General features: G+C 54.0%; 16 protein-coding genes. 6 read left to right on the plus strand and 10 right to left on the minus strand.

Going from position 1 to position 21,652, the window contains the following annotated elements:
* Positions 1-1,007: 1,007 nt before the first annotated feature.
* Complete coding sequence (locus tag RUDLU_RS0107375; protein WP_019987720.1) at positions 1,008-3,152, plus strand: nitrite/sulfite reductase; 2,145 nt, start codon at positions 1,008-1,010, stop codon at positions 3,150-3,152.
* 10 nt (positions 3,153-3,162) lie between these two features.
* Positions 3,163-3,930 (plus strand): uroporphyrinogen-III C-methyltransferase, encoded by a 768-nt coding sequence (gene cobA / locus RUDLU_RS0107380; protein ID WP_027302854.1) that lies wholly within the window; start codon positions 3,163-3,165, stop codon positions 3,928-3,930.
* Positions 3,931-4,042: 112 nt separating this feature from the next.
* On the opposite strand, the gene RUDLU_RS0107385 is transcribed toward cobA, so the two are convergent.
* Entirely contained in the window at positions 4,043-5,092 is a 1,050-nt protein-coding gene (locus RUDLU_RS0107385; RefSeq protein WP_027302855.1) for an alpha/beta hydrolase, read from the minus strand.
* A 236-nt stretch (positions 5,093-5,328) separates the two neighbouring features.
* On the opposite strand from RUDLU_RS0107385, the gene RUDLU_RS27090 reads away from it, so the two are divergent.
* A complete protein-coding gene (locus RUDLU_RS27090; protein ID WP_019987723.1) occupies positions 5,329-6,066 on the plus strand; it encodes a carbon-nitrogen hydrolase family protein in 738 nt (245 codons plus the stop codon).
* 74 nt (positions 6,067-6,140) lie between these two features.
* Here RUDLU_RS27090 and hisS read toward each other — a convergent pair whose 3' ends face one another.
* On the minus strand, positions 6,141-7,520 hold the full coding sequence (gene hisS, locus RUDLU_RS0107395; protein ID WP_019987724.1) for a histidine--tRNA ligase: 1,380 nt from the start codon (positions 7,518-7,520) through the stop codon (positions 6,141-6,143).
* 204 nt (positions 7,521-7,724) lie between these two features.
* On the opposite strand from hisS, the gene RUDLU_RS30005 reads away from it, so the two are divergent.
* Positions 7,725-7,880, plus strand: coding sequence for a hypothetical protein (locus RUDLU_RS30005; RefSeq protein ID WP_169578031.1), 156 nt, complete (start codon positions 7,725-7,727; stop codon positions 7,878-7,880).
* A 95-nt stretch (positions 7,881-7,975) separates the two neighbouring features.
* Here RUDLU_RS30005 and RUDLU_RS0107405 read toward each other — a convergent pair whose 3' ends face one another.
* The 6 genes from RUDLU_RS0107405 to RUDLU_RS0107430 all read right to left on the minus strand — a co-directional run bounded on the left by RUDLU_RS0107405 (position 7,976) and on the right by RUDLU_RS0107430 (position 16,846).
* Complete coding sequence (locus tag RUDLU_RS0107405; protein WP_019987726.1) at positions 7,976-8,317, minus strand: hypothetical protein; 342 nt, start codon at positions 8,315-8,317, stop codon at positions 7,976-7,978.
* Between the two features lie 254 nt (positions 8,318-8,571).
* Positions 8,572-9,579 (minus strand): glycosyltransferase family 2 protein, encoded by a 1,008-nt coding sequence (locus RUDLU_RS0107410; protein WP_019987727.1) that lies wholly within the window; start codon positions 9,577-9,579, stop codon positions 8,572-8,574.
* A gap of 103 nt (positions 9,580-9,682) precedes the next feature.
* Positions 9,683-10,969: a glutamate-1-semialdehyde 2,1-aminomutase gene (gene hemL, locus RUDLU_RS0107415; protein ID WP_019987728.1), complete on the minus strand. Its 1,287-nt coding sequence runs from the start codon at positions 10,967-10,969 to the stop codon at positions 9,683-9,685.
* An 88-nt stretch (positions 10,970-11,057) separates the two neighbouring features.
* On the minus strand, positions 11,058-12,731 hold the full coding sequence (locus RUDLU_RS0107420; protein ID WP_019987729.1) for an ABC transporter substrate-binding protein: 1,674 nt from the start codon (positions 12,729-12,731) through the stop codon (positions 11,058-11,060).
* A gap of 202 nt (positions 12,732-12,933) precedes the next feature.
* Entirely contained in the window at positions 12,934-14,784 is a 1,851-nt protein-coding gene (gene yidC, locus RUDLU_RS0107425) for a membrane protein insertase YidC (protein ID WP_019987730.1), read from the minus strand.
* Positions 14,785-15,163: 379 nt separating this feature from the next.
* A complete protein-coding gene (locus tag RUDLU_RS0107430) occupies positions 15,164-16,846 on the minus strand; it encodes a CTP synthase (protein WP_019987731.1) in 1,683 nt (560 codons plus the stop codon).
* Between the two features lie 356 nt (positions 16,847-17,202).
* On the opposite strand from RUDLU_RS0107430, the gene RUDLU_RS0107435 reads away from it, so the two are divergent.
* Both RUDLU_RS0107435 and RUDLU_RS0107440 read left to right on the plus strand, forming a co-directional pair.
* Positions 17,203-17,652, plus strand: a complete 450-nt coding sequence (locus RUDLU_RS0107435; protein ID WP_019987732.1) for a DinB family protein — start codon at positions 17,203-17,205, stop codon at positions 17,650-17,652.
* 126 nt (positions 17,653-17,778) lie between these two features.
* Positions 17,779-18,369: a hypothetical protein gene (locus RUDLU_RS0107440; protein WP_019987733.1), complete on the plus strand. Its 591-nt coding sequence runs from the start codon at positions 17,779-17,781 to the stop codon at positions 18,367-18,369.
* Between the two features lie 51 nt (positions 18,370-18,420).
* On the opposite strand, the gene RUDLU_RS0107445 is transcribed toward RUDLU_RS0107440, so the two are convergent.
* On the minus strand, positions 18,421-20,733 hold the full coding sequence (locus RUDLU_RS0107445; RefSeq protein WP_019987734.1) for an FdhF/YdeP family oxidoreductase: 2,313 nt from the start codon (positions 20,731-20,733) through the stop codon (positions 18,421-18,423).
* A gap of 50 nt (positions 20,734-20,783) precedes the next feature.
* On the minus strand, positions 20,784-21,626 hold the full coding sequence (gene fdhD, locus RUDLU_RS0107450) for a formate dehydrogenase accessory sulfurtransferase FdhD (protein WP_019987735.1): 843 nt from the start codon (positions 21,624-21,626) through the stop codon (positions 20,784-20,786).
* Between the last annotated feature and the right edge of the window lie 26 nt (positions 21,627-21,652).

Consider the following 21,652-nt stretch of genomic DNA (forward strand, 5'->3'; position numbering starts at 1 on the left):
CGCTAACGGAATCCAAGTTTCTGAGCCATCACTATGCCTTTGTATGAGTACAGTTACATAATATTATTTACTAATTTCATCAACATTCATGACTAGATCGCTTACAACTAGTACCGTGGTGTCAGCTATATACTCTTCCGCTTGAGGGTTTATGGCCTCCTTATTGTCGTCGGCAATCTCTGCTTGGTCTGAAAAGTTTTGTCTATATCAGCGGGTACATCATTCGGTATAGGCTGAATCAAGTGCTTATTCTCTTTAAATGACTCTGTTAGAGCTTTTGCCTTCTTCTTGCCAAACAGTTTAATGAGTGGGATTTGAACCCCGATACCCCAAAAAGGTTCGGTCGATTTGCGATTAGCAGGTACATCGGGGTCCTGTGCCAATGAGGCAGTGGTTATTAGTCAACAAGCTAATAAAGTGAAAGGGTAGAGTTTTTTCATAAACAGAAAAAAGTAGATGTTTAGTAGCCAAGTGCGGGTTTTGCGACTACAGCAAACATCATCATTTATTAACCTTACTTACATTTACTAATACTATGAGCAGTTTTAGGTCATAATTTGGTGAAACGATAAAAGGGTCGTAGTGTTGAAATCCCCATTTTTTCACCCACGACCCATAAGTCTCGAAGCAATTCTCAAGCCAATATCAGCTAAACTTTCTAACGTGAGCAAACATCAGCGCACCTTTCTGATCGAACTATTTGCTGTCCTGTTGGGCAGGCAGGGACGAGTTACGTTCGCAAACCTGGCTCGGTACAGCCGCTTTATGGAACTCACCTTTAGGCGGTAGTCCGCCACCTAGTGAGGTGGGTCGGTTTAGCCGGACACTTTACTTTTGACGCGCAAAACGCCCCAACCCCGCAAACCCATAATTTCACCCCCTCGGGCGAACTATTCCACGCTATAAATCCTTACTTTTGCATCTACACTTCTTCTTCAAAAAGCCGGACCGCCCTCCGGCCTTTGTTTTTATTAGATAGTATATTTACTCTATAGAGAATTACTATTATGTCAATTGCCTTTTCGGATAACGTCAGTGCAGCCGCCCAACGCGACATTCTCGACCTCCAGAAGAAGATCAGTACCTTTTACAGCGGTCAGATGACCGACGAGCAGTTCCGCAAGTTCCGACTGGCTCGCGGGGTGTATGGACAGCGGCAGCCCGGTGTGCAAATGATCCGTATCAAGCTACCCTACGGGCGCATCACGGCCGATCAGTTGGTACGTATTGCCCATGTTTCGGACCGGTACGCTACGGGTAACCTCCACGCCACTACCCGGCAGGATATTCAGCTCCACTTTGTCAAATTAGCCGACTCTCCCCTGCTTTGGGCCGAACTCGAAGACGCGGGCATCACCCTGAAAGAAGCCTGCGGCAATACCGTACGGAACGTGACGGGTTCAGCCCGCGCCGGTGTCGACCCAGAGGAGCCATTCGATATTTCGCCCTACGCACAGGCTATTTTTGAGTACTTCCTCCGCAACCCGATTTGCCAGGAGATGGGCCGTAAATTTAAGATTTCGGTTTCGTCGTCGGAGAAAGATTCGGCCTACGGCTACATGCACGACATCGGCCTGATTCCGCGCGTACAAGACGGCAAGCGGGGCTTTAAAGTATTACTCGGCGGTGGCCTTGGAGCGCAGCCATTTGCCGCCCAGGCAGTGACCGAGTTTATCGAAGAAGACCGGGCCATCCCGTTCATCGAAGCGGTCATCCGGGTATTCGATCGGTACGGCGAACGCACCAAACGGCACAAGGCCCGGATGAAATACCTGCTCAACGATATTGGTCTCGACGAGTTTCGGAACCGGATTGCCGAAGAGTGGCCCGCCCTCAAAAACAAAACGCTGGCAGTTGACACCACGGCCCCGTCGAGCAGCGACGGGTACGCACCCCGCCCTGAGGTTTCGGGGTATCAGCTCGAAACCGAAGATACCAAACTGAAGCACTGGTTCCGTACCAACGTGTTTGAGCAGAAACAGGCGGGCTGGTACGGCGTGCAATTGCGCGTACAGGTGGGCGATATGTCGTCGGATACGGCACGGGCCCTGGCGGAGCTGGTAAAAACCTACGCGGCCGACGATATTCGGGTGACGGTCAATCAGGGCTATCTGCTCCGGTTTGTGCGCCCCGAAGACCTCACGGCCTTGTACGCCGGCCTCGATGCCCTCGGGCTGGCAACGCCGGGCTTTGATACCACAGCCGACATTACCACCTGCCCCGGCACGGATACCTGCAATCTGGCAATTTCGAGCAGCTACGGCATCACGCGGGCTCTCGAAACGATGATGCACGCCGAGTTTCCCGACATTATTTACAACAACGACATCAAGATCAAAATCAGCGGGTGCATGAACGGCTGCGGGCAGCACTCGGTGGCCAATATTGGTTTTCACGGCTCATCGGTGAAAAACGGTGCGGCCGTCATGCCCGCCCTGCAGGTGTTGCTCGGCGGTGGATTTAACGGTGCGGGCGAGGGCCAGATTGGGGATAAAGTCGTGAAGATTCCGACCAAACGCGGCCCCGACGCTCTGCGGCTTCTGCTCCAGGATTACGAGGCAAACAGCTTTGAGGGCGAGTACTTCAACGATTACTACGGGCGGCAGGGCAAAAACTATTTCTACGCCTTGCTCAAACCCCTGGCCGACCTGAAATTGGTTACCGCCAACGATTTTATCGACTGGGATCATACCGAACAATTCACCACCGAAGTAGGTGTGGGCGAGTGTGCCGGTGTGATGATCGACCTGGTAGCCACTACGCTGGAAGAAGCCGCCGAGAAACTGACGTGGGCCCGTGAGGCACAAGCCGAAAACCGCCCCGCCGACGCCATCTACCACGCGTACAACGTGTTTATCACAGGGGCCAAAGCCGCCCTGATGAGCCGCGACGTTAACACGAATACCCAACACGGTATCGTGGCCGATTTTGACCGGACGTTTGTGGGCGAAGAAGGGTTCCACGCCCTCGAAGGTGAGTTTAAGGCATTGGTTTTCAGCATTAACAAGCAGGAACCATCCGAAGCATTTGCCGCCGATTTTATTGCGAAAGCCGAACAATTCCGGGAGGCTGTGCTGGCGTATCGGGAGCGTCAGATTGCCCTCGAAGGCATGCCGCACTTGCAGGAGCTGGTACAAGCGCAGGATAGTTAATTTGCTCATGATGAAATTGACACTCGTAGGCGCTGGACCCGGCGACCCTGAACTGATTACCTTAAAAGCCGTGCGGGCTTTGCAGGAAGCGGATGTCGTGATGTACGATGCGCTCGTAGCTCCCGAACTGCTCGACTATTGCCGCCCCGATGCCCTTCAGGTGTACGTGGGTAAGCGCAAGGGTGCCTACTCGTGTATGCAGGAAGACATCAACCCGCTTATTGTGCACTATGCCCGGCAGTACGGCCATGTGGTTCGGCTCAAAGGGGGCGACCCATTTGTGTTTGGGCGCGGCTACGAAGAAGCACAGTTTGCCCGGCAACACGGGCTGGAGGTAGCTTTGGTGCCGGGCATTTCGAGTAGCTACGCGGTGCCTTCGTCGGCGGGTGTACCGCTCACAAGCCGGGGTGTATCCGAAAGCTTTTGGGTTGTGACGGGCACGACGAAAGACGGTCAGCTTTCGCGCGATCTGCATCTGGCAGCTCAGTCGTCGGCTACGGTAGTGGTGCTGATGGGTATGCACCAACTTTCTAAAATCACCGACCTGTTTGCCAGCGTTGGCAAGAGCGATTTGCCCGTGGCCATTATTCAGAACGGTACAACCGCCGACGAACGGGTTGTACTGGGGCGGGTTTCGACGATTTGCGAGCGAGTCGAAGCGGCCGGTGTGGGCAACCCGGCTGTTATTGTACTGGGCGAGGTAGCGGGACTGCCGCTCGCCGACTGGCAAAACCGAATCGAGACGCTAAGTGTGTCGGGCGATCAGGCTGCGTCGTAAAGCTGCGTTTAAATAATGGAGCAGAATTCGTTTAGAGTCTGAGCTCACTTTTCATAAGAAAAAGCCCTGTAGCATGCTGCTACAGGGCTTTTTTATGCCGTACCGCGATGGGTCAATAGAAAATCTGGTTCAGATAGCTGATCATTTTGTCGAGCGCGGGCGGGGCATCTTTGGTGAAACTGATACCCAGAAACTGATTCGATCCCGAGTCCAGAAACGCGTGCGGCCGTCCTTCGTGTACCCAATACTCCAGATTAGTATGGCCCGCTTCTTTTAGCTTGCCCATAAACGTTTCAATCGAGGCTGGTGTAGTCAGATTATCCCTGGAGCCAACCGTAAACAACATGGGCGGCAATTTGCGCTCACTCGCTTTCGGAATCAGGTACAAGGGCGACACCTGCTTGTACAGCGCAGGCTGCGTATTGGCGTCGACCCCTTCGCCAAACATACCGCGGGCCTTAGCTTTGGCCATTGTCCAAAACATATTTCCTTCTTTCTCAAAGCCACCCAACGCGCTACCGTACAGATCGAATGCACCGTAGCTGATCAGGGCGGCCTGTACGGCCAATCCGTTGTCTTTTGCTACCTGCTCAGCCGTTTTCCCTTTGGGAAGGTATGTCGGGCGGAAACCGAGCGTTGGCCCCGCAAACCCGTCGGATTCGAGGTTATGGCCCTGCATCACAACCATCGTTGCCAGATGCCCCCCGGCGCTATCTCCCGTTACGATCAGTTGACCCGGATTGCCTTTATACTGTCCGATGTTGTCTTTCACCCACAAAACGGCCCCGAACACATCCTCCACAATCTCGTTCATCTTTACAGTGTTGCTCCCATCGGGTAGCAACCGGTAATTCACATTACACACCACGTATTCCGAATGGCTCGCCAGATAAGCAGCCGCTTCGTTCATGATACTTTTATTGTTGATGAGCCAGCCCCCGCCATGAATCATCACAATGACCGGGTAGCTTTTCTTTCCCGTGTTCGGAGTATAGATGTCCATGGTCAGGTCAAAGCCTTTGGGCGAGGCCCATACCACGTCGCTCGCTTTGGTGAAGCGTTCCTGAACACTAACTTGCCGGGCAGGCTTGGCAGGCCTCGGTGCCCCGCCGTCGACCGACAGCAGCGAAGCGGCCATGAGAGAGCAAAGAAGTAATTTCATGCAACTGGAAAATAAGGAGTTATAGAAATCGAGTTGTCCCAGTACTCAGTACTGGACATTAGATGTTGGACATTAGACGTTAGACCTCCATATATAAAGGTAGTAAGTCTAACGTCCAGTGTCTGAAGTCCGAAGGTCCAGCACTGAAGTCCCAGTAAATTGGTGAAAGGCACCGGGCAAACCCTTTACGTCAAAAGTACGTAAAGATTCGCGTAAACCAGAACGATTACCCATTCATGAAGATTGGTATTGCTCAACTTAGCCCCCGTCGGGGCGATATAGCCCATAACGTACAGGTTCATCAAACCATGACTGAGCAGGCCGTAGCCGCTGGGGTTTCGGCCCTTTTTTTCCCCGAACTGTCGCTCACAGGTTACGAACCCGAACTGGCTCACTCATTGGCCACCTCACCCAACGATACCCTGTTTGACCTGTTACAAGCCCTCAGCGATTGGGGCCAAATTACGCTCGGGGTCGGTATGCCACTACGGCGCGGTGAGGGCGTTCAGATCGGCATGGTTTTGTTACAACCGGGCCAACCGAGGCAGGTGTACGCCAAGCAATACCTTCACCCCGACGAGTACCCTTACTTTGTTGCCGGTACCGAGCCGGGTTTGATTAGTGTGCAGGGCACCAACGTGGCCTTAGCTATCTGCTATGAGATATCCATTCCGGGCCACCCACAACGTGCCTATCAGGACGGGGCCCATTTGTATGTAGCCAGTGTGGCCAAATCGGCCGAAGGGGTTGAGAAGGCCACGATGGCCCTATCGGCCATTTCCAACGCCTACGCCATGCCTGTGCTGATGGCCAACAACATAGGCCCCTGCGATAATTTCGTAGCCGCCGGGCAATCGGGCGTGTGGGATGCGCAAGGTACTAAGTTGGCCCAACTGGATTCTACTGCTGAGGGCCTGCTAATCTACAACACCCAGACCGGGAGCACCTACACCGACTATACTTCTCAGTACTGAAACCATGCTCCCTAAACAAAAACCCCTGAGGGAAATAATTCCTCAGGGGCTGATATGGTGTGAGCCGGGAAACGTTATCCCTGCACGAACGAGACCACAGACTCAGCCGTCATCTTTTGCTGCTCACCCGTCAGCATATTTTTGACGGCCAGTTGGCCGGTCTGCACTTCTTCTGACCCAATCAAGACCACGTACGGAATCCGTTTGGCGTTCGCGTAATCGAGCATCTTCTTCACTTTGGCCAGATCCGGGTACATTTCGGCGGATACCCCCGCCTGACGAAGCGCGTTGAGCAGCGGCAGCGCTACCGAGCGGCCCTCTGCATCGAAAGGCACCAACAAGACAGCCGTACCCTGTCCGGCGTCGGTCGGGAAAAGACCCAGCTCCTCCATCACGTCGTAGATCCGGTCGACACCGAACGAAATACCCACGCCCGATAGCCGCTCCGAAGTACCGAACGCACTCGTGAGGTTGTCGTAACGCCCTCCCCCGCTGATGCTGCCAATGCTTACCGGTCCGCCGTCGCGGCTCAGAGCCTTTACTTCAAAAATGGCTCCGGTATAGTACGATAACCCACGCGCCAGGGTCACGTCGAGTTCGAATTGTGGGTTTTCCAGACCGTACTGAGCTACCAGCCGAAGGGTTTCTTCGAGTTCGGCAATCCCTTTTTGTGCCGTTTCGGATTGAGTCAGCCAGCTTTTGAGCTTAGCAAGTACCTCTTCGGTTGTGCCCTGCATCGTAAACATGGGCAGCAGGGCCGTAATTGCACTATCGGCGAAGCCCCGGTCGCGGAGTTCATCGAGTACTTTTTCCTGTCCAATCTTATCGAGCTTGTCGATGGCTACAGCCAGGGCCCCCTCCATACCCGGTGCGCCAATGGCCTCGGCAATACCGGTCAGGATCTTGCGGTTGTTTACTTTCAGAGTGAAGTTCTGAATACCGAGATTTCGCATCACCTCGTGGACCATCAGCACGATTTCAGCTTCGCACAGCAGCGAGTCAGTGCCCACCACATCGGCATCGCATTGATAAAATTCCCGATAGCGACCTTTCTGTGGCCGGTCGGCGCGCCAAACGGGCTGCATCTGATACCGTTTAAAAGGCAGTGCCAACGCGTGCCGGTTCATGACCACGTAACGGGCGAAGGGCACCGTAAGGTCATACCGAAGTCCTTTTTCAGCTATTTTGGGCAGCACAGCTTTAGAGCCTGTTGCGAGTATTTCGGGCGTGACCGAGGCCGCAAAATCGCCCGAATTCAGGATTTTAAACAAGAGTTGATCACCCTCATCGCCGTACTTCCCCGTCAGCGTCGACAGGTTTTCCATGGAGGGGGTTTCGAGCGGCAAAAAACCGAATCGCTTGAACGTAGCCCGGATGGTATCGAATATAAACAGCCGTTTGCTCATCTGCTCCGGCCCAAAGTCGCGTGTTCCTTTGACAAGTGATGGTTTCATGCCGCAAAGGTACGACAGGATTCTTACCTACCTTGGTCAGAAGGGGACTCAAACGCCAACAGGCGTTAACTTCGTTTGCATTCCCAAAGGGCCTACCTTCCTCATAACCAAACAAAATCCCCCGGAGGCTGTCATGCTATCTAAAAAATGCTTACTTTTGCGCTCTATTTTCAGAAACTGACAAAATATAATTTATACGCGATCATGGCAGTAACAGAATTAAAGCGTAAGGACCGCAAGAACAAGGCCCGCGCTAACAACAAGGTGGCAAAGATCAAAGAATTGCTGCGTCGGCCCGAAATCCGCAACGTGGACGTAGAGGCTATTAAAGCTTCATTTGCTGAGAAGAAAGCTGCGTAAGCCCTTCTTAATCAGTACAGGCACAAAAAAGACGACCTCGATAGGGTCGTCTTTTTTGTGCCTGGGCTACAAATGATGCTATCTCAAACAGGCGTCTACGCGCCAGAAGGACTCTTCCGCTTGGGGCGTAGCTCACGAGCTTTTTTCTTTATTTCCCGGCGTACGATCCGGCGGGTATCCATCATGACCCGAAACCGGATAGCCTGACCCAGCAAACACAAGCCACCGTTGATCAGAATCAGGCTGTACGTACCCAGCAATACCCATTGCCCGGTTGGCTGACCCGAGTGTTTTAGATGGGCTGCTTCGCTAAAAATACACAAGCCAGCCCCGATCACGAGTAAGCTCACCACCGATAGCAACAGCCATTTGGTGCGCGTACTCATTCGCTTAATTACTCGCTTGCCGGGCGGTTTTACGGGGCCACTGATTGTCATTGCATGTTTATGTTAAAGGAATGTATAATGAACAGTGCACAATGGATAATGGCTCGTACTATTAATTATCAATCGGTACACTATTCATTTCATTTTGACTCAGTACTTAATTAAATGTACAATGTAAAATGCATAATGAGTAATTAGGTTACCTGCTAACAGTCAGCCCTTTCGTTGTACATTTTACACTATTCATTATACATTTAATTCTGCTCCATTACTTACAAACTCAAAACTATAAACAATTTCCCAAATCAGGATGGGTACTCTACGTCCACCCCTGTCTCGCGAAAGTCTTTGGGTTCCCGCCAACGCTTCCAGCCTTCCTGTATAAACCCGATGCCATAGCCCGTGAGTTGTACAAAGGCCGCTACCACGCTCAGCAGGCCAACGTTTAGGCTACCCGCCTGACGGGCTCCATCAATCCCTATCAATACGGAATATACGACTAAAAAGGCGATAGCGCAAACAAAAAGCACCGGACTCACCAACGCCCACACGGGTACCGACGCCAGAAACAGCGTGAACAGGGCCGGAAACGTATGCACCAATTTCAGTTCGTCGGGGTAAAACCGGGAAATATTGATCCGCGACCGCCCAAAGAACTGAAGTTGCCGAAAAAACTGACGGAAACTTGTCCGTCGTTTGTGATAGATGAACGCGTCAGGAATAAGGCCCGTCCGAAAACCATTGTGGATAATTCGGATCGCAAACTCGATGTCCTCGCCCATCCGGCTGATTTTGTACCCGCCGATTTTTTCCCAAACCCGGCGCGACAGCCCCATATTAAAACTACGTGGGTGAAACGTACCGCCCAGGTTTTTTTTACTTCCCCGAATTCCGCCCGTTGTAAAAGGCGACGTCATGGAGTAGCTAATGGCTTTCTGTACATCCGTAAAGTCAGGATGGGCGGCATCGGGGCCACCGTAGGCATCGAGCGGGTCATTTTGCAGATACGCTTCTACGGTTTCAAAATAATGCGGGGGTATGACGGCATCAGAGTCGAAGATAACGAAATAATCGCCCGTAGCGCGTTCGAAACCGTAGTTCCGGGCGAAACCCTGCCCCGAGTTCGGTTTGTAGAAATACCGGACCGGCAAGCGGCCTTCAAACTGGGCTACCACCCCATCCGACCGGTTCGTTGACCCATCTTCAACCACCAATACCTCATCGGGTAGGCGCGTCTGTTGGACCAGACTGTCCAGCAGTTCACGCAGCTCGTCGGGGCGGTTATAAATAGGAACGATAACAGAAAATAACATGGAAAGAGGAAAAGGGAGGAAGGAACAAAGGAGGAAGGAGCCGACGAGTAAGCAATCCACCTCTCCACCGGGTTATTCCGCTCTCTCTCCTACCTCCTGCCTTTTACATACTTGCTTCGATCAAGCTTTCTTCGTTGGCCTGAATAACCTGCTCAATTAGCTCGTCGGTGAGGGCCACCGATACAAACAGGCTCTCGAATTGTGAAGGAGCCAGATAAACGCCCCGCTTCAGCATAGCGTGGAAGTAACGCCCAAACCGGGGAACATCGCAGGTTTTAGCCGTTTCAAAGTCCGTCACGGTTTTATCAGTCATAAACTGGGTAAACATCGACCCAATCTGATTGATCGTATAGGGCAAGCCAAGCTTCGTCAGGCTGGCCTGGAAGCCCGTTGCCAGCTTGCTACCAATTTCGTCGAGACGCGTGTACACGTCCGGGTGCTCGTTGAGGTAATGCAACATGGCCAAACCCGCCGACATGGCAATGGGGTTGCCCGAAAGCGTACCGGCCTGATACACCGGCCCGGCCGGTGATACCATGTTCATGATGTCGGCGCGTCCACCGTAAGCCCCCACGGGCATGCCGCCCCCAATGATTTTACCCATCGTTGTCAGGTCGGGCGTAATGCCAAACCGCTGCTGAGCCCCGCCCGGTGCCAACCGGAAGCCGGTCATTACCTCATCGAAAATAAGCACAATCTCGTGTTTGGTACACAGCTCACGTAGCCCTTCGAGGAAACCCGGCTCGGGCAGCACACAACCCATATTGCCCACCACCGGCTCCAGAATCAGCGCGGCAATCTGGTTAGCGTTGTTCTCGATCAGGGCCTCAACAGCCGCCAGATCATTGTAGGGAGCCGTGAGGGTGTCGAGTGCCGTGGCTTTGGTCACGCCGGGGCTGTCGGGGGTACCCATGGTCATAGCCCCACTGCCGGCCGCAATCAGAAACGAATCACCGTGGCCGTGGTAGCACCCTTCAAACTTGATGATTTTGTCGCGGCCCGTAAATCCACGCGCCACCCGAATAGCAGCCATGGTAGCTTCGGTGCCCGAATTCACCATCCGTACCTTTTCGACCGACGGCACCATCGACACAATCAATTCGGCCATTTCGACCTCTTTACGGGTGGGCGCCCCAAACGAAAAAGAATGCCCGATGGCGTCGCGGACGGCTTTCTCGACCGGCTCAAACGCGTGCCCCAGTACCATAGGGCCCCAGGAGTTGATAAGTTCTATGTACCGACGGTCATCTTCGTCGTAGATGTACGGACCCTTTGCCGATTTGATAAATAGCGGGTGGCCACCTACGGCCCGAAATGCCCGCACCGGCGAGTTGACCCCACCCGGAATTACGGTTTTAGCCTGTTCAAAAAGTTGTTCGCTCGTTGTCATAAAGAGTGAATGAGTGAAAGAGCGAATGAGTGAAAGCGTGAGATTGAATCCAACAATTCATTCGCTCTTTCACTCTTTCGCTCTCTCGCTAATTAATTTTCGTAAATCGGCCCCCAACGTATTTGACGATGGGGACAATCTGGTTTTCGTTGTTCCTGGTGTAGTCGAAACCCGACATCACATAATCTTCGCCGGACTCGGTGCGCAGAGTAGCCCAGTTTTTGAGCGGAAGCCCCCGCCGGGCAATCTGCCGTCCGAAGAAAAGCAGCTGATCGTACCCCTGACAGGCGTAAACCGATGGGATGATGTTGCGCTCGGCAAGGTATTTTTTCTGAAACTCCTCAGCCGCCGGGCGATCGGGATCAATAAACTCGGGATAAATCAGGTACGTCTCCCGCCGGGAAAACACCGAGCTGGAGCTTTTGTAAAAGTCAAAGGCCGAGGCTGTAGCCAACAGGGGGCTGCTTACTTTCCGCCGACTCAAAGCGTCCGACAAATTGGGCCCGTCTTCGTCGTTGCTGCTCACAAAAAACACATGCCCCGGCTTGTTCACGTCCGAAACAGTCATACCAGCCGCCATGGCGACTCCGTTGCCCGTTAGTTTTCGAAACTCCATCACCTGATACCCCGCTTTTTTGGCATCGGCCTGATAGGTAGCGGCTAAAGTTGAGTCACGTCGGGAGGCCCCGTAATAGATGGCCACTTTTTTAGGTACCCCCAGCGACTTGACAAATGCCAGCGCCTGCTCAGCCTGCTGATTCAGCGATGCCTGTGCCAGAAAAGCCGATGGCTGATTAGTCACCAGATCGCTGCTGGTTGCAATCGGGTTGACCAGCACAAGCCCGTTCTGATTCGTGAAATCGCGAACCAGCCGATTGGGTTCGGCGTAGAGGGGACCAAACACCAGATCGGTCTGGGCAAAGGTGGGGTTATTGAGCAACTCAAGGGTTTTATCCTCGCTATTGTCAATATCGTAAGCAAACAGATTCACCGTTACCCCTTCCGACTGTAGCTTGGCTTTTGCCATTTTCATCCCGTCGTACAGATCGTACACGTACTGATTGGCCCGCAACCGTTTTTCGGCATCAAATCCATCCACCCGAAACGGAAACAGAACGGCCACGTTGTAGTAGCCTTTTGCTTTTCCCGTGCGGGTAGGCGTGGTTCTGACGGGCGCAGCCGGCCCGGCCGATTGCCCCGGTGTGGGCGCGGGAACGCCAAACCGATTCGAGAGCCGGTCCGACAATTCAAGGTCGTTTTTGTCGGTCGATTTTTGCTGGATTAGTTCAACCAGTGCCAGGCCCAGATTCCGGTTGTCGGGGTACTGTCGTTGAAGCACTTTGAGCCGGTTCAGGTCGGTAATCTGGCTGTAGAAATACCGTTCCAGCTGGTCGACGTCGGTACGTAACTCGGGCGTGTTGGCTCGCCGAACCGTCTGAATGGCTTCGTCGAGTTTACCGGTTTCAAACAGGGCAGCTGCCAGCAGATAGTTGGCATCTTCTTTCTTACGCCAGTCGGGAAATTTATCGAGCAATTGCCGGATCGTGAGAACCGTAGCGCCAAAATTCCGCTGCCGAAACGAGGCAATAGCGTGGTGATAGTACGCAAATGGCGACAGGGCCGTGCCACGCTGCATAATGGGCTGCAGCTCGGTTTTGGCTTTTTCATACTCGCCCAGCTGCACCATTTTCACGGCCGCCCGGTACCGGCGTTCAGCCTCCGGGTTCAGCTGCGCCCACAGGTCGGCCTGGATTAACAACAAAGCCAGTATCAGGGGTAATACCCGGCTTTTTCTCCTTCTAACATCCTTCATTGTTTTTATAACCAGTACGTTACTTATGGGTTTTGTTTCAACAAAGAACTTATCTCCTGAACAAATAAAAGCAACGCCAGCCAATGGCGTTGCTTTTATTTTAGAGTACGGGGACTCGACGTAGGTTTTTTGGACCTGCCAACGCGCCAGCTTATTTTTTCTTACCGCGTTTCTCCAGATTCCGCTGGGCTTCTTCGGCCTGCTTGCGGGCTTCTTCAGCAGCCGCCAGCTGCTTCTGGATGTACGACTGGAATTTCGACTTCTTGCCTTCGCCCGACGCAAATTTCTTCTTGTTCTCGTCGAGCACCAGCCGGATTTTGTCTTCATCAACAAACCGCCGAATCAGCTGCTGCTGGGCAATGGTCACTACGTTCGATACAAAATAGTACCAGGTCAGACCCGCCGGGAAGGAGTTCAGCACGAACATAAACATCACCGGGAAAATGTAGCTCAGCGCCTTCATGTTTACAGGGCCGGGCTGCTGCGGGGTCGTCTGGTTGTTGTAGTACGCGTAGGCAATCGACGAGATGGTCATCAACACCGTAAACAAGCTCAGGTGGTTGCCAAGGAACGGAATCGCCAACGGGAACTGCAAGAACGCATCGTAGGTCGAGAGGTCGGGGGCCCACAGGAACGACTTACCCCGTAGCTCAATCAGGTTCGGGAACAACTGAAACAAGGCCAGCAGAATAGGCATGGTAGCCAGCACCGGTACACAGCCGCTAAGCGGGCTTACCCCTACCTGCTGGTACAGCTTCATTTGCTCCTGCTGCTGCTTGGCCATATCGTCGCCTACTTTCTCCCGGATCTCAGCCAATTCGGGGGCCAGCACGCGCATTTTGGCCATGCTCACGTACGACTTGTAGGTCAGGGGGGTAAGCAGCAATTTTACAAACACCACCAGCAACACAATCAGAATACCGTAGTTGCTGATGAACTTCTCGAGCAGGTTGAATACCGGCACAAAGAAGTACTTGTTGATAGGCTTCAGAATAGAGTAGCCGAGGTACACGTTACGGTCAAACTCGGGCGCGATTCCTTCTTTAATTACCTGAAAATCGTTGGGGCCATAATAGAACCGGTACTGTCCTTTGCCACTTTTCAGATCCGCCATCGGCAGCGATACATCAGCTACGGCCGTTTTCACGGTCAGGCTATCGGCCGGGTCTACGAGCGTGCGGAAGTTAGCTTTATTGAGCGGAGCATTTTTCGTGATGAAACTCGCCAGGAAATACTTGTGCTTGATCGAGAACCACTTCACGGGCTCCTCTACCGTCACCTCGTCGCTGCTTTCGGTCTCGGCCAGGTGATCAAACTCTTCGCCCGCCGTCAGGTAATTGACCGTAGCGGCCAGGCGGTTGTTTTTGAGATCGTTTTCAAACTGCTCCATCCGGTCCTGCCAGAAGAAGCGTACATCGCCGTTGCCTACATTGGTGAGGCCGTTCAGGCGCAGGTCGTAATCAATAGTGAAACCTTCGGCGGGCAGGCTATACACCTGCTCCACGGCTTGCCCCGGTGCTACCTCGGCCCGGAACGCCACCTGCGTTGCCCCACCCGTTACGGAACCACTCTGAGCCCCGGTCTGGTAGTACAGTTTGTGCAGATCGACTTTGCCCCGACTGGTGGGTAGTTCGAGTACGGTCTGGTTCCGGCGGCTGTCGATCAGGAGGAGCGGCTTACCATCGAACGTCTTGTAATTTTTCAGGAGAACCTCTTTTACTCGGCCCCCAAGGGTACTGAAGGTAACTTTAACATCTTTGTTTTCGAGAACAATATCGCGTTCCTGACCGGTGCTGACACCTGCAAAATCGCCGTAGAGGGCGCGGGCAGCGGCCGAGTCGAGGGTTTGGGGACGGTCCGACGTTGCCGATGAAGCAGAAGGCTTGGTTACTTTCGTTGTTTGAGCGGGCTGTTCGGTCTGCTCTGGTTTTGGCACCAGAAACTGATACCCGACCAACATTGCCAGAATCAGCAGAATACCAATAAGTTGATTACGATCCATTTGGAGAGTTTGTAGTCTATAGTTTTTAGTTTCTGGTTTAGCGTTCACGGTTTTTGAAGCCGCGATTTTCTATGAACCATAAACCATGGACCATAAACCAAATTTTTTGCGCAAAATTACGCCTTTCGGGCGGGGTGTCCAAACCGTCTGTCCATCAAAGCGGCCCACCAGCCCTTGTAAAAACCTGCGCCGGTGTCGGTTTGCCACCTGGGGGGTTGGGTTGGGGCATTTTGGTCATCCTAACTTCGGAAGGTTTCGCATCGAAACGATCAGCAGAGCCCGCTACCCGACCCAGACATTATAGGGCTTAAAACGCCCAAAGCCCCAGCAGTTGGGGCTTTGGGTAAAAGAGCATCAGCAACAGCGCACGGCCAGCTTCTTAATTCGACAGTGTTTCGGTTTCTTCGGCCAGCGTCATCGAACCTGACCGACGATTCTGGGCGTGGGCCAGAGCCGCCCGTACAAAATGCACGAAAATCGGCTGCGGGCTCATAACCGTACTTTTCAGTTCGGGGTGAAACTGCACACCCATGAACCAGGGGTGCGACGGCAGTTCGATAATTTCAACCAGCCCCGTATCGGGGTTGATCCCCGACGCCCGCATACCGCCTTTTTCAAGCGCATCGAGGTAAGCATTGTTGAATTCGTACCGGTGGCGGTGCCGCTCGCTGATGAGCGTTTTGCCGTACACGCGGTAAGCCAGAGAGTCTTTCTTGATCTTACAGTCGTACGCGCCGAGCCGCATGGTACCACCCTTGTTGGTCACGTCTTTCTGATCTTCCATGAGCCCAATTACGGGGTTCTTGGTCTCGGGCTCCATCTCCGATGAATGGGCGTCTTCGATATGTAGTACATGGCGGGCGTACTCAATCACGGCCATCTGCATCCCCAGGCAGATTCCGAAGAAAGGCACCCCGTTTTCGCGGGCGTACCGAACGGCATTGATTTTACCCTCAATGCCTCGCTCACCAAAGCCGGGCGCTACCAGAATCCCGTCGAGCTGGCTCAGCGTGTGGGCGCAGTAATCGACATCAACCAGCGTTTCGGACTGAATCCACTCGATTTTGACTTTGCACTCATTGGCCGCACCGGCATGAATAAACGACTCGGCAATGGACTTGTACGCATCGTGCAGTTCCACGTATTTACCCACCAGACCGATCGTGACGGTATCGGTTGGGTTTTTGAGCCGCCCCAGAAAACCCTTCCAGGCATCGAGGTCGGCATCCTGGTCATTGTACAGATCAAGCATGTACAACGCCCGCTGATCGAGTTTTTCTTTCCGCATCAGCAGCGGTACGTCGTAAATCGTTTCGGCATCGATGGCTTCGATCACCGAGTTAACCTGTACGTTGCAGAACAGGGCGATTTTCCGCCGAATCTCCGGGGGCAACGGATGTTCGGTCCGGCACACGATAATGTCGGGTTGTACCCCGGTTTCGAGCAACTGACGCACCGAGTGCTGCGTCGGTTTGGTTTTTAGCTCACCCGCCGACTGTAGGTACGGAATGAGCGTCAGGTGAATCACGAGCGTATCTTTCTCGCCCAGCTCGAATTTGAGCTGGCGCACGGCCTCAACAAACGGCAGAGACTCGATGTCGCCCACGCACCCCCCGATTTCGGTGATCACAATGTCGTACTCGCCTGTATCACCCAGCAGCCGGATGTTACGCTTAATTTCGTCGGTAATGTGCGGCACCACCTGCACGGTTTTACCCAGAAAATCGCCCCGGCGTTCGCGGGTGATCACGTTGTTGTAAATCCGGCCGGTTGTGATGTTGTTGGCCTGCGAAGTTGGCCGGTTCAGAAACCGCTCATAGTGCCCCAGATCGAGGTCCGTTTCGGCCCCATCGTCGGTAACGTAGCACTCGCCATGTTCGTAAGGATTGAGTGTACCGGGGTCGATGTTGATGTACGGATCGAACTTTTGAATCGTCACCGTCAGCCCCCGCGACTGCAATAATTTGGCCAGTGAAGAGGCAATAATGCCCTTGCCAAGTGATGAAGTGACCCCGCCCGTCACGAAGATGTATTTTGCGGATTTTTGCCCCGTAGCCGCCATGTCTGTATAGTACGTTTGTGTCGTTACGGGATGTAAAAGTACGGAAAGTTTGGGGGAAAGGCGCAGGGCAATCGGGAAAAAAGTTAGCTAAAGGAGGGCATTCGGTTGATGGCGTGCGAGTTAAGGAGCGCATTATTTTTTCCGGGTCATTTTCTTTCCTGGCACGTACGGAAGTGACTGGACACCGACCCGTTTACCGCAGATTTGTGTCACCAACGGCGATTCCGTTTACCTTTCAACGTACCTTTACCGGGCGATATTGGCCCTTTTTGAGCCACCGTACCGCCCCTCTGCTACGGCAAGTAACCCGTTGCCGGAAGACCTTTTCAAACCGAAACGTACGCTCACACAAGCCCATGATTCTCACAACGCTCACCGACCTTTTTATCCGCGATTTAAACCGGGTTCGCTCCGAGTTGAATCTGTACCGGCACGAAGCCAACATCTGGGCCGTTCCGCCGGGTATCAACAACTCTGCCGGTAACCTCAGCCTGCACCTGGTTGGGAACCTAAATACGTACATCGGGGCCGAACTGGGCCAAACTGGCTACATACGGCACCGCGACCTGGAGTTTTCGCGCCGGGATGTGCCCCGAACCGAACTCATCCAACAACTCGACCAGACAATCGAAGTGATTGAGCGAACGCTCGCCAACGTTGATCCGGCTCGTTTAGCAGACGAATACCCTTTGCTGGTTCTGGGCGAAAAGACATCGACCGAGTACTTTCTCGTGCATCTGGCCACCCACCTAAGCTATCATCTTGGGCAAATCAACTACCACCGGCGGCTCGTAGAGGGTGTGTAAAGTCCCCGTGTTTGTAGGCCAATTGGTTCTATCCGCGTACCCATACACCAAAGCAACCGAGATGAAAAATCCGGTTATCTTTGGCCCAATCGAGTTTCCAATCAGTCAATTCTATTCCTGTTCAGTATGAAACCCTCCTTACTTCTGGCTTCGCTTAGTTTGCTGGCGGCTCCGGCCTTCGCCCAAACCGTTATACCAGCACCTGATATTCAGATTAAAACGGCTGTGCTGGCGGCTCCAGCCGACAAAAAAGACGGGGCTACCGTGATCGGCTACGACACCGACGGTAAGTATATCACCCTGCGCAAAGGCACCAACGACCTGGTTTGCCTCACCGACGACCCGAACCAGAAAGGCTTCAGCGCGGCCTGCTACCACGAATCGCTCGAACCATTTATGGCCTGGGGCCGTAAGCTTCGGATGGAAGGCAAAAAAGGGCCTGAGATGAATGAGCAGCGCGACAAAGACTCCAAAGCGGGTAAGTTTAAGATGCCCAAACAACCGGCTACGCTGTTTGTGTTTTCGGCCCCCTCGGAGCGGTACGATGCCACCACTGGCACCGTGACCGATGGCAACCTGCGTTATGTGGTCTATATTGCCAATGCCACGGCCCAAAGCACGGGCCTGCCTACCAAGGCCGAAGTACCGGGTATGCCCTGGATTATGGACCCCGGCACCTACCGCGCTCACATCATGATTACACCGCCGGCCAAGTAAGCAACCCAAACCTGTAAGGTCTCCAAGACCTTACAGGTTTTCATAGCCATCTCATAAAGAAGGTGTTACCGTAATCACAATAGACTTGGAGGTGGGTGTGTGGCTTTTATCGGCGATGCTGTCGATAGGAACAAGCACGTTGGTTTCGGGGAAGTAAGCCGCCACATTACCGCGTGGAATATCATACGACACCACGATGAACCGGTGAGCCGTTCGTTGCTGAACCACCCCATCGGCACCCGCATAATGGCTGTGCAGATCAACGACCTGCCGGTCACGCAATCCCTGCTCGGCTATGTCGTTGGGGTGCATGAACAGCACCCGTCGTTCGTTGAAGATTCCCCGGTAGCGGTCGTCGTTACCATACACCGTGGTGTTGAACTGATCGTGGCTACGGACCGTCATCAGCAACAGCTCGCCCGCCCGGAGCGTATGCGCAATGGGTGTATTGACCGTAAAATGAGCCTTGCCGTCGGGGGTCGTAAACTGGCGTTTGCGGGGTCCGTTGGGCAGATAAAAACCGCCCCTGTGTCGCACTTTGGCATTGTAGTCGGCACAGCCCTCAATGGTTTGGGCAATCAGGTCGCGGATGGTATCGTAGTTGGATACGCAGGCCTCCCAATCGAAGTCGGGCCGCAGCCGCTTACCAATGCCAGCCACAATGGCGGGCTCACTGAGCATCAGATTCGAAATCGGCTCCACCACCCCTTTCGACATCTGCACCACACCGGTCGTATTTTCCATTGTCACAAACTGCTCGCCCGATGCCTGCCGGTCGATGTCGGAGTGCCCCAAACAGGGCAGAATCAGGGCCGTTTGGCCGTGTGTCAGGTGGCTCCGGTTTAGTTTTGTGGAGACATGCACCGTCAGTCGGCATTTCCGGAGGGCTTCGGCGCAGTAGTTTGTGTCCGACGTAGCTAAGGCAAAATTGCCTCCCATTCCAAAAAATACCTTCGCCCGGCCTTCGTGCATGGCCTTCACGGCCGCCACCACATCGTAACCCGGTTTGCGCGGAGCCGTAAACCCAAACACCCGCTCCAGAGCATCCAGAAATTGCGGTTTAGGCTTTTCGTAAATGCCCATGGTGCGGTCGCCCTGCACGTTGCTATGGCCGCGAATAGGCGCTGCGCCACCGCCTTCAATCCCGATACTCCCCTTGAGCAACAACAGATTGATAACCTCGCGGATTGTCTCGACCGCATTTTTGTGCTGCGTCAGGCCCATTGCCCAGCAGATAATGATCCGCTTTTTGAATCGAATAGCCTCCACCAGAGCCGTCACCTGCTCACGAGCTAAGCCGGTTTGCCGGATCAGGTCGTCGAGATCATCGTTGTCCAGTGCTTGTACAAACGCATCGTAGCCCGCCGTATGCGCGTCAATAAATGCCCGGTCAAGTACCCGGCCGGGCTGTTTGGCTTCTTCGAGCAACAACAGTTTGCACACGGCTTTCAGCAGGGCCAAATCAGTATTGATCCGAATTTGGAGGTACAGATCCGTGAGCGTTTGACCACCCAGCACCACGTCGCGCACTTTTTGCGGGTGTTTGAACGCCAGCAGCCCCGTTTCGACGAGCGGATTCACGGCGACAATCTGCGCGCCGTTGCGCTTAGCTTCTTCGAGGGCCGTCAGCATCCGAGGGGCATTGGTGCCGGGGTTTTGCCCCATAATGATAATCACCTCGGCCTTGGCAAAATCGTCGTACACAATGGATGCCTTACCCAAACCAATGGTTTCGCCCAGGGCCACCCCCGTCGACTCGTGGCACATGTTCGAGCAGTCGGGCAGGTTATTGGTGCCGTACATCCGCACCAGCAGCTGATACAAAAAGGCCGTTTCGTTGGCTGTACGGCCAGAGGTGTAAAAAATAGCTTCGTCGGGCGAGGGCAGGGCGTTCAGCTCGGTAGCTATCAGGTCGAAAGCCTCGTCCCAGCTGATAGGCTCATAGTGCAACTCGTGGGGAGAAGCCGATTTACCCGCCGTCCGCAACACCATCGGGTGCGTCAGTCGGCCCTGTTGTCCCAGCCAGTGATCCGTTTTTTGCAACAAATCGCCAACCGAATACCGCTGAAATAGCACCGGCGAGGCCGTATGCCGGGTCATTACCTCATCGGCAATGGCTTTGGCTCCGTTCTCGCAGTACTCCGCAATAACCGAACGGCCGTGATCGGGGTCGGGCCAGGCGCACGAGGGGCAGTCGTACCCATCGGTTTGGTTTACTTTGTAGAGGGCCGTCCAGCCGCGTCCCAGATCGGTGCGGCTAAACACATGTTCTACCGATTTAACAACCGCCGTAATACCGGCCGCTTCGGTTTGGGGTTGGCGAACTTCGAGTTGGCCGCTTAGCTCTTCGGGAGGGACAGACATGGGCAGAACGTTGAAAAGTCGATTTGAATAATCCGAGGGTAACGTGTGTATCAGAACGTATCGGTATGTACCCGCTCGGGACTCGTGTAAATGTTAAAACCGTCGTTTCGGGCAAAGCCCACCAGGGTCAGGTTTGCTTCGCGGGCCAGCTCCACCGCCAGGCTCGACGGGGCCCCTACGGCTACGATGAGGGGAATACCGGCCATCCAGGCTTTCTGCACCAACTCAAAACTGATACGACCACTCAGAAACAGACCGTAGGCCGACAAATCGCCCCCTTCTTCGAGCCAGGTCGCGCCAATCACCTTGTCGAGCGCATTGTGGCGACCAATGTCTTCGCGTACGCGCACCACCGTGCCATCGGGCGTAAAAAGTGCCGAGGCATGAATGCCGCCCGTATGCCGAAACGCGGTTTGAAACGGACGTATTTTTTCGGAAAGGGTTGGTATGACAGAGGCCACCATTGCAAAACCGGCCCCAAGCGGCTCCACACCCCGCTGGCGAATGCCGTCGATGGTCGATTTGCCACAGAGGCCGCAGCTTGCCGATACGTAGCTGAACCGGTCGAGGGTGGCCCAGTCGGGCGCAACGGTCGGGGCCAGCTCAATGCGGAGTATGTTGCCGTCTTTGTGGGCATCCTGCACGCAGTGGCGGCACGACAACACATCGGACCGGTGCCGAATGAGGCCTTCGGCGAGCAAATACCCCAAGGCCAATTCGGGATCGTGACCGGGCGTGCGCATGGTTACGGCAAGGGTACGCTGCTGCCGGTCGGCAACCGGGCCATAGCCCAACCGGATTTCGAGGGGTTCCTCCACCGCCAGCAAGTCGGGCTGCTCGCTGGGCACGGCCGCCCGGATGCGCTGAATAGTAACGGGAGCTACGGATGGCATAAGGCAGTAACGTCCAATGGTAAAGC

Source organism: Rudanella lutea DSM 19387 (assembly GCF_000383955.1).
GTDB lineage: Bacteria > Bacteroidota > Bacteroidia > Cytophagales > Spirosomataceae > Rudanella > Rudanella lutea.